This is a genomic window from Halobacillus naozhouensis (assembly GCF_029714185.1).
Taxonomy (GTDB): domain Bacteria; phylum Bacillota; class Bacilli; order Bacillales; family Halobacillaceae; genus Halobacillus_A; species Halobacillus_A naozhouensis.
Window position 1 is genome coordinate 143,122 of sequence record NZ_CP121671.1, and the last position, 16,105, is coordinate 159,226.

General features: G+C 44.0%; 14 protein-coding genes. All 14 read left to right on the forward strand.

The window, feature by feature from the left end:
* The first annotated feature begins 168 nt into the window (after positions 1-168).
* The 14 genes from rpoB to rplV all read left to right on the forward strand — a co-directional run bounded on the left by rpoB (position 169) and on the right by rplV (position 16,104).
* Entirely contained in the window at positions 169-3,699 is a 3,531-nt protein-coding gene (gene rpoB, locus P9989_RS00825; RefSeq protein WP_283076981.1) for a DNA-directed RNA polymerase subunit beta, read from the forward strand.
* Positions 3,700-3,757: 58 nt separating this feature from the next.
* Complete coding sequence (gene rpoC / locus P9989_RS00830; protein WP_283076982.1) at positions 3,758-7,363, forward strand: DNA-directed RNA polymerase subunit beta'; 3,606 nt, start codon at positions 3,758-3,760, stop codon at positions 7,361-7,363.
* 165 nt (positions 7,364-7,528) lie between these two features.
* Complete coding sequence (locus P9989_RS00835; protein ID WP_283076983.1) at positions 7,529-7,780, forward strand: 50S ribosomal protein L7ae-like protein; 252 nt, start codon at positions 7,529-7,531, stop codon at positions 7,778-7,780.
* A 96-nt stretch (positions 7,781-7,876) separates the two neighbouring features.
* Positions 7,877-8,290, forward strand: a complete 414-nt coding sequence (gene rpsL, locus P9989_RS00840; RefSeq protein WP_283076984.1) for a 30S ribosomal protein S12 — start codon at positions 7,877-7,879, stop codon at positions 8,288-8,290.
* Between the two features lie 54 nt (positions 8,291-8,344).
* Complete coding sequence (gene rpsG / locus P9989_RS00845) at positions 8,345-8,815, forward strand: 30S ribosomal protein S7 (RefSeq protein ID WP_079525120.1); 471 nt, start codon at positions 8,345-8,347, stop codon at positions 8,813-8,815.
* A 42-nt stretch (positions 8,816-8,857) separates the two neighbouring features.
* A complete protein-coding gene (gene fusA, locus P9989_RS00850; RefSeq protein WP_283076985.1) occupies positions 8,858-10,936 on the forward strand; it encodes an elongation factor G in 2,079 nt (692 codons plus the stop codon).
* Between the two features lie 128 nt (positions 10,937-11,064).
* Complete coding sequence (tuf, locus tag P9989_RS00855; protein ID WP_283076986.1) at positions 11,065-12,255, forward strand: elongation factor Tu; 1,191 nt, start codon at positions 11,065-11,067, stop codon at positions 12,253-12,255.
* 370 nt (positions 12,256-12,625) lie between these two features.
* On the forward strand, positions 12,626-12,934 hold the full coding sequence (gene rpsJ / locus P9989_RS00860; protein ID WP_079525128.1) for a 30S ribosomal protein S10: 309 nt from the start codon (positions 12,626-12,628) through the stop codon (positions 12,932-12,934).
* Positions 12,935-12,967: 33 nt separating this feature from the next.
* A complete protein-coding gene (rplC, locus tag P9989_RS00865; RefSeq protein WP_283076987.1) occupies positions 12,968-13,603 on the forward strand; it encodes a 50S ribosomal protein L3 in 636 nt (211 codons plus the stop codon).
* Between the two features lie 22 nt (positions 13,604-13,625).
* Entirely contained in the window at positions 13,626-14,249 is a 624-nt protein-coding gene (rplD, locus tag P9989_RS00870; RefSeq protein WP_283076988.1) for a 50S ribosomal protein L4, read from the forward strand.
* Positions 14,249-14,536, forward strand: coding sequence for a 50S ribosomal protein L23 (gene rplW, locus P9989_RS00875; RefSeq protein ID WP_079525133.1), 288 nt, complete (start codon positions 14,249-14,251; stop codon positions 14,534-14,536). Before rplD ends, rplW begins: the two co-directional genes overlap by 1 nt.
* 34 nt (positions 14,537-14,570) lie before the next feature.
* Entirely contained in the window at positions 14,571-15,404 is an 834-nt protein-coding gene (gene rplB, locus P9989_RS00880) for a 50S ribosomal protein L2 (RefSeq protein WP_283076989.1), read from the forward strand.
* A 58-nt stretch (positions 15,405-15,462) separates the two neighbouring features.
* Positions 15,463-15,741: a 30S ribosomal protein S19 gene (gene rpsS / locus P9989_RS00885; RefSeq protein WP_079525137.1), complete on the forward strand. Its 279-nt coding sequence runs from the start codon at positions 15,463-15,465 to the stop codon at positions 15,739-15,741.
* Between the two features lie 21 nt (positions 15,742-15,762).
* Positions 15,763-16,104 carry a 50S ribosomal protein L22 gene (gene rplV, locus P9989_RS00890; RefSeq protein ID WP_283076990.1) on the forward strand — a complete coding sequence of 114 codons (342 nt, stop codon included), beginning with the start codon at positions 15,763-15,765 and terminating at the stop codon, positions 16,102-16,104.
* Position 16,105: the final 1 nt, after the last annotated feature.

Sequence of the window (16,105 nt, forward strand, 5' to 3'; positions counted from 1 at the left end):
ACCCTTTTTCTTTTTTGTCTAACGTTAGAGAGAAATGAAGAAATACCATCCGGTTTGAGCGGATGTTTACAATAGTGCTTGTGGCAAGATCAACCGCAAGCCTGTTCGGCATGTCTTTGCCGAACCCTTTTTTCGTTATAAAAATGCTTGATTTGAGGGGTGAATCAGTTGACAGGTCAACTAGTTCAATACGGACGACACCGCCAGCGCAGAAGTTATGCACGCATCAGTGAAGTTTTAGAGTTGCCTAATTTAATTGAAATTCAAACAGCTTCTTATGATTGGTTCTTAGAGGAAGGTTTGAAGGAAATGTTTAAAGACATTTCGCCAATTGAAGATTTTACAGGTAACCTATCACTGGAATTTGTAGACTACAGCCTTGGCGAGCCAAAGTATCCAGTAGATGAGTCAAAAGATCGAGACGTAACATACAATGCACCGCTTCGTGTGAAAGTTCGTCTTCTGAACAATGAAACAGGCGAAGTGAAAGAGCAAGAAGTATTTATGGGAGATTTCCCACTTATGACAGACACGGGTACCTTTATCATTAATGGTGCTGAACGTGTTATCGTTTCTCAGCTTGTTCGCTCTCCAAGTGTATATTTCAATAAAAAGATTGATAAGAACGGTAAGCGAGGCTATTCCGCAACAGTAATTCCAAACCGCGGAGCCTGGCTCGAGTTTGAAACAGATGCAAAAGATGTTGTACATGTACGGATTGACCGTACACGTAAACTTCCGATCACTGTCCTTTTACGTGCCCTTGGTTTCGGCACTGACCAAGAGATTATTGATCTAATCGGTGAGAACGAGTATTTAAAAAACACATTGGAAAAAGACAATACTGAAAATAGTGAGAAAGCATTGCTTGAAATTTATGAGCGACTGCGCCCTGGTGAGCCGCCAACAGTCGAAAATGCCAAAAGCTTGCTAGTTTCTCGTTTCTTTGATCCAAAACGCTATGACCTGGCGCGAGTAGGTCGCTATAAAATTAATAAAAAGCTCCACATTAAAGATCGTCTTTTCAACCAAATCTTAGCAGAAACATTAGTAGATGAAGAAACAGGCGAAGTATTGGCTGAAAAAGGAGCAAAAATTGATCGTCGTTTGTTGGATAAATTAATTCCACACTTCGATAATGAAGAAGAAACAACAAGTGAACGTGTGTTGGAGACTGTGGATGGAGTTCTAGAAGAACCTATTCGTGTACAATCAGTTAAGATTGTAGATCCAACTGACCCTGAGGGTGAGCGTTCCATTAACGTTATTGGAAATGCGAATATTGACCGCGATGTGAAGAACATCATGCCGGCAGATATTCTATCTTCTATCAGCTATTTCTTTAACCTATTGCATGAGGTGGGAGGAACAGATGACATTGACCATCTGGGTAACCGTCGCCTTCGTTCAGTAGGGGAATTGCTTCAGAACCAATTCCGCATCGGGTTATCCCGTATGGAGCGTGTGGTAAGAGAGCGTATGTCGATCCAAGATACCTCTTCTATAACGCCGCAGCAGCTCATTAATATTCGACCGGTGATTGCTTCGATCAAAGAATTCTTTGGAAGCTCCCAACTTTCACAGTTCATGGATCAAACCAACCCGCTTGCTGAACTTACGCACAAACGTCGTTTATCAGCCCTTGGGCCTGGCGGTCTGACCCGTGAACGTGCAGGGTTTGAAGTTCGTGACGTACACTATTCCCACTACGGCCGTATGTGTCCGATCGAAACGCCGGAAGGACCGAACATCGGGTTAATTAACTCACTGTCTTCTTATGCAAAAGTAAATGAATTTGGTTTCATTGAAACGCCGTATCGTCGTGTCGATCCAGAGACAGGCAAAGTTACTGCCCAAATTGACTATTTAACGGCCGATGAAGAAGACAACTATGTTGTAGCACAGGCTAACGCAAAGCTTGATGAAGATGGCTCATTCCAAGATGAAGAGGTTATCTCACGTTTCCGTGGTGAAAACACAGTTGTCAGCCGTGATCGTCTTGATTATATGGACGTTTCACCAAAACAAGTTGTATCTGCAGCGACTGCCTGTATCCCATTCTTAGAAAACGATGACTCCAACCGTTCTCTTATGGGGGCAAACATGCAGCGTCAAGCTGTTCCATTGCTTAAGCCTGACGCACCAATTGTTGGTACTGGAATGGAGTATGTATCTGGTAAAGATTCCGGAGCCGCTGTTATTTGCCAACATGAAGGGGTAGTGGAACGCGTAGAAGCGAAAGAAGTGCTTGTTCGCCGCGTTTCTGAAGTGGATGGAAGAGAAGTAGAAGGCGATTTAGATCGCTATCGTTTGCAGAAGTTTATTCGTTCTAACCAGGGAAGCTGTTACAATCAGCGTCCGATTGTTTCTAAAGGAGACCGCGTAACGAAAGGCGAAATTCTGGCTGACGGACCGTCCATGGATATGGGTGAACTTGCACTTGGTCAGAATCCGCTGGTTGCCTTTATGACATGGGATGGTTATAACTATGAGGATGCCATCATCATGAGTGAACGTCTCGTGAAGGATGATGTATATACTTCCATTCATATAGAAGAATATGAGTCCGAAGCCCGCGATACTAAGCTTGGACCAGAAGAGATCACACGTGATATTCCAAACGTCGGTGAAGACGCGCTGCGTGACTTAGACGAACGCGGTATTATCCGTGTCGGTGCTGAAGTAAGTGATGGAGATTTACTAGTAGGAAAAGTAACACCTAAAGGGGTTACAGAATTATCTGCTGAAGAGCGTCTTCTTCATGCTATCTTTGGCGAAAAAGCACGTGAAGTTCGAGATACATCTCTTCGTGTACCACATGGAGCTGGTGGGATTGTGCTTGACGTGAAGATCTTCAACCGTGAGGATGGAGATGAACTGCCACCAGGAGTAAACCAATTAATCCGTGCCTACATCGTTCAGAAGCGTAAAATTTCTGAAGGGGATAAAATGGCAGGTCGACACGGTAACAAAGGGGTTATCTCTAAGATTCTCCCTGAAGAGGATATGCCGTTCTTGCCAGACGGAACACCTGTTGACATTATGCTTAACCCGCTAGGAGTTCCATCTCGTATGAACATCGGTCAGGTGCTTGAACTACACCTCGGAATGGCTGCCCGTCAACTTGGGACTCGTGTAGCGACACCAGTATTCGATGGAGCTCGTGAGGAAGACGTATGGGAGACACTTGAAGAAGCAGGAATGTCACGTGATGCGAAAACCATCCTTTATGATGGCCGTACAGGTGAACCATTCGATAATCGTGTCTCTGTCGGTGTCATGTATATGATTAAGCTGGCACACATGGTAGATGATAAATTGCACGCTCGTTCTACTGGACCATACTCTCTTGTAACGCAGCAGCCGCTCGGTGGTAAAGCTCAGTTCGGCGGACAGCGTTTCGGTGAGATGGAGGTATGGGCACTAGAAGCATACGGTGCTGCTTATACACTGCAGGAAATCCTTACTGTCAAGTCTGATGACGTCGTTGGTCGTGTGAAAACGTACGAAGCCATTGTTAAAGGTGATAACGTTCCAGAACCGGGCGTGCCAGAATCCTTTAAAGTTCTTATTAAGGAACTCCAGAGTCTGGGTATGGATGTAAAGATTCTATCTGGTGACGAGAAAGAAATAGAAATGCGAGATATTGAAGATGAGCAAACAAAAGAATCTGAGAACTTGAACATGGAAGAACAATAGACGAGATTGTGTTCTAAGCTTAGGGTAGAACCTGGAGACTGAAAGGGAGGTAGGCCCCTTGCTAGATGTAAATAATTTTGAGTATATGAAAATTGGTTTAGCATCACCAGACAAGATACGTTCTTGGTCCTATGGTGAAGTAAAAAAACCAGAAACAATTAATTATCGTACCTTAAAGCCTGAAAAAGACGGGTTGTTCTGTGAACGGATATTTGGTCCTCAGAAAGATTGGGAATGTCACTGCGGTAAATACAAACGTGTCCGGTATAAGGGTGTTGTTTGTGATCGCTGTGGTGTAGAAGTAACGAAAGCGAAAGTCCGTCGTGAGCGTATGGGGCACTTGGAATTAGCTGCCCCTGTTTCTCACATTTGGTACTTCAAAGGTATTCCGAGTCGTATGGGACTTGTTCTTGACATGTCTCCTCGCGCTTTGGAGGAAGTCATTTATTTTGCAGCATATATCGTAACGGATCCAGGGGAGACCGCTCTGGACAGGAAACAGCTTCTTTCTGAAAAAGAGTATCGTTCATACCGTGAAAAGTTTGGTCAAGGGTTCCAAGCTGCCATGGGTGCAGAAGCGATTCGTAAGCTGCTTTATGATATTGACCTTGACGGGGAAGTTGAGACACTGCAAGAAGAGCTTAAAACAGCACAAGGCCAACGCCGCACACGTGCGATTAAGCGTCTGGAAGTTCTTGAATCATTCCGTCACTCTGGAAATGACCCATCGTGGATGATTTTGGATGTTCTCCCGGTTATTCCGCCTGAATTACGCCCAATGGTTCAGCTGGATGGAGGCCGTTTCGCCACATCTGACTTAAATGATCTTTATCGTCGGGTGATCAACCGTAACAATCGCCTGAAGCGTTTGCTGGATCTTGGAGCTCCAACGATCATCGTTCAGAATGAAAAACGAATGCTTCAGGAAGCCGTCGATGCACTCATCGATAACGGGCGTCGAGGACGACCGGTTACTGGTCCTGGGAATCGTCCGCTTAAATCCCTTTCTCACATGCTTAAAGGGAAACAGGGGCGTTTCCGTCAAAACTTACTCGGTAAACGTGTTGACTACTCAGGGCGTTCTGTAATCGTCGTTGGACCAAGTCTGAAAATGTATCAGTGTGGTCTTCCTAAAGAAATGGCCCTTGAGTTATTCAAGCCTTTTGTCATGAAGGAACTCGTTTCCAGAGGTCTTGCTCACAACATTAAATCAGCCAAACGGAAAATTGAACGCGTTCATCCTGAAGTATGGGATGTTTTAGAAGATGTGATTAAAGAGCACCCTGTTTTACTAAACCGTGCTCCAACTCTTCACCGTCTGGGAATTCAGGCATTTGAGCCGACACTTGTCGAGGGCCGTGCGATCCGTCTTCACCCGCTCGTATGTACAGCTTATAACGCTGACTTTGATGGTGACCAGATGGCTGTTCACGTGCCGCTATCTTCTGAGGCTCAAGCAGAAGCGCGCATTTTGATGCTGGCTGCCCAGAATATTCTTAACCCTAAAGACGGTAAACCAGTTGTTACGCCTTCTCAGGATATGGTACTCGGGAACTATTACCTTACCCTTGAACGTGCAGGCGCCGTTGGTGAAGGGATGGTCTTTAAAGATCTAAATGAGGCTATTATGTCTTATCAGAACGGTTACACACACTTGCATACACGTGTTGCCGTTCAAGCCAGTTCATTGAAGAATGAAACCTTTACTGATAAGCAGCAGCAGCAATTGCTGATTACAACAGTAGGGAAATTAATCTTTAATGAAATGCTTCCAAACTCATTCCCTTACATGAATGAGCCGACACAGGAGAACTTGGAAGTGAAGACATCTGATCGCTTCTTTGTGGAGAAAGGTGCAGATATCAGGAAAGAAATTGCCAACCGCGAAGAAGTTCTTCCATTCAAAAAGGGAATTCTCGGAGACATTATTGCGGAAGTCTTTAAACGATTTACAATTAGTGAAACGTCCAAAATGCTGGACCGCATGAAAGATCTTGGCTTTGCTTATTCCACTAAAGCCGGTATTACTGTCGGTGTCTCTGACGTTGTTGTACTTCCAGAGAAACAAGAAATCCTGGATGAGGCACAAGGAAAAGTTGATAAAGTGCTTAAACAATTCCGTCGTGGTCTAATTACTGAAGAAGAACGCTATGACCGTGTCATTGAGATATGGTCAGCAGCTAAAGATGATATACAAGATCGATTGATGCAGTCACTAAATCCACGCAACCCGATCTTCATGATGAGTGATTCCGGTGCACGTGGTAATGCATCAAACTTTACACAGCTTGCCGGTATGCGTGGTCTGATGGCCAACCCGGCAGGACGGATTATTGAATTGCCGATTAAATCAAGCTTCCGCGAGGGACTTACTGTACTGGAGTACTTTATTTCTACACACGGTGCTCGTAAAGGACTTGCCGATACAGCACTTAAGACTGCCGACTCCGGTTACTTGACGCGTCGACTTGTAGATGTGGCGCAAGATGTAATCGTTCGGGAAGATGATTGTGGAACAGATCGTGGCCTAACCGTTTCTTCTCTAAAAGAAGGAACAGAAATGATCGAGCCATTGATCGATCGTCTAGTCGGGCGAACCGCTTTCCAAACGGTCAAACACCCCGAATCTGGAAAAGTTCTTGCTAACCGCAACGAAGTCATTTTCGAAGATGCCGCCAAACAAATTGTTGACTCCGGCATTGAGAAAGTTGTTATTCGCTCTGCGTTTACATGTAACACAAAACACGGGGTCTGTAAGAAGTGTTACGGTCGCAACTTAGCTACTGGTGATGAAGTAGAAGTTGGAGAAGCGGTGGGTATTATTGCTGCACAATCCATCGGTGAGCCAGGTACACAGCTTACTATGCGTACCTTCCACACAGGCGGGGTAGCAGGTGATGATATCACACAAGGTCTTCCGCGTATTCAGGAAATCGTTGAGGCTCGTAATCCGAAAGGGCAAGCAGTCATCACTGAGATCGCTGGTACTATCCACGAGATTAGTGAAGTGAAAGAGAAGCAGGAAATTGTTGTTCAGGGTGCTGTTGAAACTCGCTCCTACACAGCTCCATATGGTTCTAGACTAAGAGTTGTAGAAGGGGACGAAGTGGCTGCAGGGGAAGCCTTAACAGAAGGTTCCATCGATCCTAAAGAGCTTCTAAGTGTTCAAGGACTAGATGGTGTTCAAGAATACCTGCTGAAAGAAGTTCAAAAAGTATATCGTATGCAAGGTGTTGAAATTTCCGATAAGCACGTAGAGGTTATGGTCCGCCAGATGCTTCGTAAAGTTCGCGTGCTCGACTCTGGGGATACAGATGTACTGCCAGGATCTCTTCTGGAAATTCACCAATTTAAAGATGCTAACCAACGTGTTCTCATGGAAGGCGGCCAGCCTGCTGTTGGACGCCCGGTTATTCTTGGTATTACGAAAGCATCTCTTGAAACAGACAGCTTCTTGTCTGCAGCATCCTTCCAAGAAACTACTCGTGTCTTGACTGATGCAGCGATTAAAGGAAAGCGCGATGAATTACTTGGACTTAAAGAGAATGTTATCATTGGTAAGCTGGTTCCAGCAGGTACAGGGATGACAAGATACCGTAAGATCCAGGCTCAGTCTGAAGCCAGTGAAGAAGTTGAAACGGCTGAGGAAGTTACGCAGCCCTAAGCGAACTCGAATAATCGAGTAATGAAGCTAACAACTAACACAGGATGAACATTAAGGGAGCACCTTCTACAAAAACTATTTAAAATGCAGTTGACATGAATTTTAGGTAGTGATAATATAATCAAGGTGCTTCCGTTTATCCTTGTTACTTTGGAGGATATGAAGATGTCTTATGAAAAAGTAGCAAAGGCTAAATCTGATATAGTCATTGGGACCAAGCAAACACTTAAAGCTATGAAAAATGGCGAAGTGAATCACGTCATTACAGCTGAGGATGCTGATCAGTTTATGACAATGAAAGTAGCCAAACTAGCTGCACAATTGAACATCCCTCATACGAGTGTAGATTCGATGGAGGAGTTAGGCAATGCGTGCGGCATTGATGTAGGGGCTGCTACTGTGGCGATAAAGCAATAAAGTTTTGGCGGTTAAACGCGAAAGCTTTGTTTTTTGCCTTTTTATGAACCACCTGGATGTGTGGTATTAAGAATAGAAGAAGGGAGGACACTTATAATGCCAACAATTAACCAATTAGTACGTAAAGGACGCGTAAGCAAAGGTAAGAAGTCTGACTCACCTGCTTTGAACAAAGGCTACAACAGCTATAAGAAGCGTATGACCGATCAGTCTTCTCCACAAAAACGTGGTGTGTGCACTCGTGTAGGTACGATGACACCTAAGAAACCGAACTCTGCACTTCGTAAATATGCACGTGTTCGTCTAACTAACCAGCTAGAGGTTAACGCCTACATTCCTGGTATCGGCCACAACCTGCAAGAGCACAGTGTTGTTCTTATCCGTGGCGGACGTGTTAAGGACTTACCTGGTGTGCGTTATCACATCGTACGTGGTGCACTAGACACTGCAAGCGTTGATGGTCGTATGCAAGGCCGTTCCAAATATGGTACGAAAAGACCTAAAAAATAAGTAAAACGCACAAACTGTGTCGTTCACTAACTGTATAAGAAAGGAGGGGAACATATGCCACGTAAAGGTCCAGTAGCTAAACGTGATGTGTTACCAGATCCAATGTATAACTCTAAGCTAGTAACCCGTTTGATCAACCAAATTATGGTCAATGGTCAGCGCGGTAAGGCTCAGAAGATTCTTTATAAATCATTTGAACTTGTTCAAGAACGTAGTGGGAATGAAGCTATGGAAACATTTGAACAAGCTATGAAAAATGTAATGCCAGTACTTGAAGTACGTGCTCGTCGTGTTGGGGGTTCTAACTACCAAGTACCTGTTGAGGTACGCCCAGAGCGTCGTCAAGCACTAGGGTTACGCTTCATCGTGAACTATGCGCGTCTACGCGGAGAGAAAACGATGGAAGAGCGCCTAGCTAATGAAATTCTAGATGCTGCTAACAATACCGGTGCTGCAGTTAAGCGCCGCGAAGATATGCACAAAATGGCGGAAGCAAACAAAGCATTCGCTCACTACCGTTGGTAATCATCTGCGGAATAAATTTTCATTGAGGAAGGAGAAAGAATCATGCCTAGAGAGTTCTCCTTGGAAAAGACACGTAACATCGGGATTATGGCTCACATTGATGCCGGTAAAACAACGGCTACCGAGCGTATTCTTTTCTATACAGGACGTATCCATAAAATTGGTGAAACTCACGAAGGGGCTTCACAAATGGACTGGATGGAGCAGGAACAAGAGCGCGGGATCACAATTACCTCCGCAGCAACAACTGCTCAGTGGAAAGACCACCGTATTAACATCATCGATACACCGGGGCACGTAGACTTCACAGTTGAAGTTGAACGGTCTCTGCGTGTACTTGATGGATCTGTAGCCGTACTTGATGCTCAGTCTGGTGTTGAACCACAAACTGAAACAGTATGGCGTCAGGCCACCACATACGGTGTTCCGCGTATTGTATTTGTAAACAAAATGGACAAAATCGGGGCAGATTTCATTTATTCCCTGGGTACATTGAAAGATCGCCTGGGAGCAAATGCTGCTGCTGTGCAACTTCCAATTGGTGCTGAAGATGATTTCGAAGGAATCATCGACTTAGTACACATGGAAGCATACTATTACATGGATGACCTTGGAACGCGTGCGGAAGCTCGCGAAATTCCTGATGAGTACAAAGAACAAGCTGAAGAGTACCACAGCAAACTAGTTGAATCTGTTGCTGAACTTGATGAAGACTTGATGATGAAGTACTTAGAAGGAGAAGAAATCACTACTGATGAACTTAAGGCGGCTATCCGTACAGCAACTCTAAGTGTAGATTTCTATCCGGTTTTCTGTGGTTCAGCTTTCAAAAACAAGGGTGTTCAGCTTCTAATTGATGGAGTTATTGATTATCTTCCATCACCATTAGATGTACCTCCGATTGAAGGTCACGTACCACAAACGGAAGAACAGGTTGTACGTAAGGCTGACGACAAAGAGCCATTCTCTGCATTGGCCTTTAAGGTCGCCACAGACCCTTACGTTGGTAAACTTACATTCTTCCGAGTGTACTCAGGCACCCTTGACTCAGGCTCATATGTTAAGAACTCTACAAAAGATAAGCGTGAGCGTGTAGGACGTATCCTGCAAATGCACGCAAACTCTCGTGAAGAGATCTCTACTGTATATGCTGGGGATATCGCAGGTGCGGTAGGACTTAAAGATACTGGTACAGGTGATACAATATGTGATGAAAAGAGTTTAGTAATTCTTGAGTCCATGGAATTCCCTGAGCCGGTTATCGATGTTGCGATTGAGCCTAAATCCAAGGCCGACCAAGACAAAATGTCCATAGCACTTGGTAAACTTGCCGAGGAAGATCCAACATTCCGTACTGAAACTAACGTGGAGACTGGTCAAACCATTATTGGTGGTATGGGTGAACTTCACCTTGACATCATCGTTGACCGTTTACGTCGTGAGTTTAAGGTTGATGCGAATATTGGTGCTCCACAGGTTGCTTACCGTGAAACATTCCGTGGAAGCGCGGAAGTTGAAGGTAAGTTCGTACGTCAGTCAGGTGGACGTGGACAGTTCGGTCACGTTTGGGTTAAATTTGAGCCAAACGAAGAAGGCGCTGGATACGAATTCGTAAACAAAATCGTTGGTGGTGTTGTACCGCGTGAATACATTCCTTCTGTAGAAGCTGGGATTAGAGATTCTATGGAGAACGGTGTACTTGCCGGTTACCCAATGGTTGACATCAAAGCTACCCTTTATGATGGGTCCTACCATGATGTTGACTCCAATGAGATGGCCTTTAAAGTAGCCGCTTCAATGGCACTTAAAGAAGCCAAAAACAAATGTAAACCAGTTCTTCTGGAACCAATGATGAAAGTTGAAATCGTTATTCCTGAAGAATACATGGGTGATATCATGGGTGATGTAACTTCCCGTCGCGGACGTGTTGAAGGCATGGAAACCCGCGGTACTGCTCAGGTTGTTAAATCATTCGTGCCACTATCCGAAATGTTTGGCTATGCAACATCACTTCGTTCAAACACACAAGGGCGTGGAACGTACACTATGCACTTTGATCATTATGAAGAAGTTCCGAAGAGTATATCTGAGGAAATCATTAAGAAAAATGCTGGTGAGTAATTGATTTTTTTTCTAAGTTGAAGTATAACTTGTAATGTAAGCATAGGAAGATAAATTCTTCCTATTGCTTCATCATAAAAATAATTTCAAAAATAACTAAGTTATTTATTTAAAGGAGGAAATATACAATGGGTAAAGAAAAATTCGACCGGTCCAAATCCCACGTAAACATTGGTACAATTGGACACGTTGACCATGGTAAAACTACATTAACTGCAGCAATCACTACTGTACTTCACAAGAAATCCGGTGAAGGCTCTGCAATGGCTTACGATATGATCGATGGTGCTCCAGAAGAGCGTGAGCGTGGAATCACAATCTCCACTGCACACGTAGAGTATGAAACTGAAAGTCGCCACTATGCACACGTTGACTGCCCAGGTCACGCTGACTATGTTAAAAACATGATCACTGGTGCTGCACAAATGGATGGAGCTATCCTAGTTGTATCAGCAGCTGATGGCCCAATGCCACAAACTCGTGAGCACATCCTGCTTTCTAAAAACGTTGGTGTACCAGCGATTGTTGTATTCCTTAACAAAACAGACATGGTAGACGACGAAGAGCTTCTTGAACTAGTTGAAATGGAAGTTCGCGACCTTCTTTCTGAGTATGACTTCGATGGTGACGAAACACCAGTTGTAAGTGGTTCTGCTCTTAAAGCACTTGAAGGCGACGAGAAGTACGAACAAGCTATCTTTGACCTTATGGAGCAAGTTGATGCATTCATCCCAACTCCAGACCGTGACACTGACAAACCATTCATGATGCCAGTTGAGGACGTATTCTCAATCACTGGCCGTGGTACAGTTGCAACTGGTCGTGTTGAGCGTGGTCAAGTTAAAGTCGGTGACGAAATCGAAATCATCGGTATGGCTGAAGAAGCTCGTAAAACTACGATCACTGGTGTAGAAATGTTCCGTAAGCTTCTTGATTATGCTGAAGCTGGCGACAACATTGGTGCACTTCTTCGTGGGGTTAACCGTGAAGATATCAACCGTGGTCAAGTACTAGCTAAGCCTGGTTCTATTACACCACACACTAACTTCCAAGCTGAAGTTTATGTACTATCAAAAGATGAAGGTGGACGTCACACTCCATTCTTCTCAAACTACCGCCCTCAGTTCTACTTCCGTACAACTGATGTAACTGGCGTTATTCAACTTCCAGAAGGCGTTGAAATGGTAATGCCTGGCGATAACATTGAAATGACAGTTGAGCTTATCTCTCCAATCGCGATTGAAGATGGAACTAGATTCTCAATCCGTGAAGGTGGACGTACTGTAGGTTCTGGTGTTGTTTCTAAAATTACTAAGTAATAAATGACTACTTAACCAGGTAACGGCCTTTGGTCGTTACCTGGTTTTTTGGTTTTATATTCCTGTTCAAAACTATTAGATAAAAGTTTGCCTCATTATAAAAAAGTACTATAGTTATTTCTATTTAAACAGTGGGTTGAATTATGAATGGAATGTATGTATAATATCTTGAGGTGCTTATCATAACTTTTTTATGAAAACACTCTTGCATTGACCGCGTTTCTTCTATATAATGAATAATGTTGGTCATAAAAGGCGATGAAGCGAAAGGTTGTTGATACACCCGGCCCCTTTGCCATGGCGGGTAACATCAAGGAATTTTCGCGGAGAATGTCTATTTTAAAAAATGGGCGAAGAAGGAGGGAAAATAATGGCAAAAGAAAAAATTCGTATTCGTTTAAAAGCGTATGATCACCGTGTGCTTGATCAATCCGCTGAGAAAATCGTAGATACTGCGAAGCGCTCTGGAGCAAATGTTTCAGGTCCAATCCCGCTTCCAACAGAAAAATCTATCTATACTGTACTTCGTGCGACTCACAAGTATAAAGATGCTCGTGAACAGTTCGAAATGCGTACACACAAACGTCTAATCGACATTGTTAATCCGACACCGCAAACAGTAGATTCGCTAATGCGTCTTGATCTGCCTTCAGGTGTGGATATTGAAATTAAACTATAAATAAAAAACAAGTAACAATAGGAGGTGGAACGGATGACGAAAGGAATCTTAGGACGCAAGATCGGCATGACTCAAATCTTTTCAGAAGGCGGAGAGTTGATTCCAGTAACAGTTGTACAGGCTGAGCCAAACGTTGTTCTTCAGAAGAAGACAATTGAAAATGATGGCTATGAAGCGTTGCAGCTAGGTTTCGCTGATCAAAAGTCAAACCGTTTGAAGAAAGCTGACCAAGGTCACGCTGAAAAAGCAAACTCAACACCTAAGCGCTACATTCGTGAATTCCGTAATTCTAACCTTGATGACTACGAACTTGGTCAAGAGGTTAAAGTTGATATTTTCGAATCAGGAGAAGTAATCGATGTAACAGGAACTTCTAAAGGGAAAGGGTTCCAAGGCGCGATCAAGCGTCATAACCAATCCCGCGGCCCAATGAGCCACGGTTCCCGTTTTCACCGTCGTTCTGGTTCAATGGGGCAAGGTGCTGACCCATCTAAAGTCTTCAAAGGTAGAGGCATTGCAGGACAAATGGGTGGAGATACAGTAACTCTTCAAAACCTTGAAGTAGTGAAAGTGGACGCTGAGCGTAATCTGCTACTTATTAAAGGGAATGTTCCTGGACCGAAAAAATCTTACGTCAAAGTTACAAGTGCAGTAAAGGCTAGCAAATAATTAAAGGAAGGGAGGATATGTCATGCCTAAAGTAGCACTATTAAGCCAAAGCGGCTCTCAAGTTGGAGATATCGAACTTAGTGATGCTGTTTTTGGAATTGAACCTAACACTCATGTTTTACATGAAGCTGTTGTGTCACAGCGCGCTTCTTTGCGTCAGGGGACACATAAAGTTAAAAACCGTTCTGAAGTTAGTGGCGGCGGTCGTAAACCATGGCGCCAAAAAGGTACCGGACGTGCGCGTCAAGGGTCAACTCGTTCACCACAGTGGGTAGGCGGCGGAACTGTATTTGGTCCGACTCCACGTAGCTATAGCTACAAAATGCCAAGAAAAATGCGTCGTTTAGCATTGAAGTCTGCTTATTCTTCTAAAGTACAAGAAAATAATATTGTTGTACTTGAAGACCTTTCTTTTGATGCGCCTAAAACGAAAGAAGTAGTCAACATGCTTAAAGCGTTGGACGTTAATGAAAAGGCATTGATTGTTACAGCTGACCTAAATGAAAATGCTGTTCTATCATCTAATAATCTTCCTGCAGTGAAGACATTAACGTTTGATGAAGTAAGTGTGTTAGATTTACTAACGCATGACAAGCTTATCCTAACGAAGGAAGCAGCTGAAAAAGCAGGGGAGGTGCTCTCATAATGAAAGAACCACGCGATATCGTAAAACGCCCTGTCATTACTGAACATTCTGCTGACCTTATGGGAGAAAAGAAGTACACGTTTGAAGTGAGCACGAAAGCAAACAAAACGGAAATCAAGACAGCTGTTGAAGAGATTTTCGGAGTTAAGGTTGCTCGTGTAAACACTGCGAACCTTAAAGGTAAATTCAAGCGTATGGGTCGTTACGGTGGATACCGTTCTGATCGTAAGAAAGCAGTTGTTACACTAACTGAAGACAGTGAAGAACTCGAATTCTTTGAAGTATAAACTATAAATTCACTAAGTGAAGGAGGGAAATAAGATGGCGATTAAAAAGTTCCGACCAATTACTAACGGTCGTCGACACATGTCAGTATCAGATTTCGCTGAAATCACAACTGACAAACCTGAACGCTCCCTATTGACACCATTGCACAAACGCGGTGGCCGTAATAACCAGGGCAGGCTGACAGTTCGTCATCAAGGCGGAGGTCACAAGCGTCATTACCGTATCATCGACTTTAAGCGTGACAAAGATGGAATACCTGGACGCGTTGCTACGGTCGAATACGATCCAAACCGTTCCGCTAACATTGCATTAATTAACTACGTTGATGGAGAAAAACGCTACATTCTAGCTCCTAAAGGAATAAAAGTAGGTCAAGAAATCATTTCTGGTGAAGGTGCTGATATCAAAGCAGGTAATGCACTTCGTCTTAAAGATATTCCGGTAGGTACAGTGGTGCACAACGTAGAACTTAAACCGGGACGCGGGGGACAGCTTGTTCGCTCTGCAGGTGCTTCAGCACAAATCCTTGGTCGTGAAGAAAAATATACACTTGTACGTTTGGCTTCAGGTGAAGTTCGTCTAGTACTAAGCACTTGTCGTGCAACCATCGGTCAAGTTGGAAACCTTGAGCATGAACTAATCAGCGTTGGTAAAGCTGGACGTTCCCGCTGGAAAGGCAAGCGCCCAACTGTACGTGGTTCTGTTATGAACCCTAGTGATCACCCTCACGGTGGTGGTGAAGGACGCGCGCCTATCGGAAGACCATCTCCAGTGTCTCCATGGGGTCAGCCAACTCTTGGTTACAAGACACGTAAGCGTAACAAGCCATCAGATAAATATATCGTTCGTAGAAGAGGTAAAAAATAAACGGGGTTGAACGACGGGCGATAACACCCGTCTCTCAATCACGAAGGGAGGTTTATGCATGGGCCGCAGCCTAAAAAAGGGACCTTTTGTAGATGATCATTTAATGAAAAAAGTTGAGAAGTTGAACGAAGATAGCAAACACCAGGTGGTGAAGACGTGGTCACGTCGTTCTACAATCTTCCCAAACTTTGTTGGACACACAATTGCAGTTTATGACGGACGCAAACACGTACCAGTTTACGTGACGGAAGACATGGTTGGTCATAAGCTTGGTGAATTCGCGCCTTCCCGTACGTTTAAGGGACATTCAGGCGACGATAAGAAAACAAAACGCTAATGGAGAGAGGAGGCTACTCTAATGCAAGCTAAAGCAGTTGCTAAAACCGTTCGTATTGCTCCTCGTAAAGCTCGTTTAGTTATCGATTTGATTCGAGGAAAAAACGTAGGTGAAGCGATCGCAACATTACGTCTAACACAGCGTGGTGCGTCTCCAGTTGTGGAGAAAGTACTTAAGTCTGCGATTGCAAATGCTGAACACAATTATGAAATGGACCCGGACAATTTATATGTTTCCGAAGCGTTTGTAAATGAAGGTGTAACTCTTAAACGTTTCCGCCCTCGTGCGATGGGACGTGCAAGCCAAATCAACAAACGTACCAGCCATATTACAGTGGTTGTATCAGAAAAGAAGGAGGGATAAT

Excerpts from the sequence above, each read along its gene's own strand:
- rpsJ (WP_079525128.1), top strand. The coding sequence starts at position 12,626 with ATGGCAAAAGAAAAAATTCGTATTCGTTTAAAAGCGTATGATCACCGT.
- rplV (WP_283076990.1), top strand. The coding sequence starts at position 15,763 with ATGCAAGCTAAAGCAGTTGCTAAAACCGTTCGTATTGCTCCTCGTAAA.
- rpsS (WP_079525137.1), top strand. The coding sequence starts at position 15,463 with ATGGGCCGCAGCCTAAAAAAGGGACCTTTTGTAGATGATCATTTAATG.
- rpsG (WP_079525120.1), top strand. The coding sequence starts at position 8,345 with ATGCCACGTAAAGGTCCAGTAGCTAAACGTGATGTGTTACCAGATCCA.
- tuf (WP_283076986.1), top strand. The coding sequence starts at position 11,065 with ATGGGTAAAGAAAAATTCGACCGGTCCAAATCCCACGTAAACATTGGT.
- rplB (WP_283076989.1), top strand. The coding sequence starts at position 14,571 with ATGGCGATTAAAAAGTTCCGACCAATTACTAACGGTCGTCGACACATG.
- rplW (WP_079525133.1), top strand. The coding sequence starts at position 14,249 with ATGAAAGAACCACGCGATATCGTAAAACGCCCTGTCATTACTGAACAT.
- P9989_RS00835 (WP_283076983.1), top strand. The coding sequence starts at position 7,529 with ATGTCTTATGAAAAAGTAGCAAAGGCTAAATCTGATATAGTCATTGGG.
- rpsL (WP_283076984.1), top strand. The coding sequence starts at position 7,877 with ATGCCAACAATTAACCAATTAGTACGTAAAGGACGCGTAAGCAAAGGT.
- fusA (WP_283076985.1), top strand. The coding sequence starts at position 8,858 with ATGCCTAGAGAGTTCTCCTTGGAAAAGACACGTAACATCGGGATTATG.
- rplD (WP_283076988.1), top strand. The coding sequence starts at position 13,626 with ATGCCTAAAGTAGCACTATTAAGCCAAAGCGGCTCTCAAGTTGGAGAT.
- rplC (WP_283076987.1), top strand. The coding sequence starts at position 12,968 with ATGACGAAAGGAATCTTAGGACGCAAGATCGGCATGACTCAAATCTTT.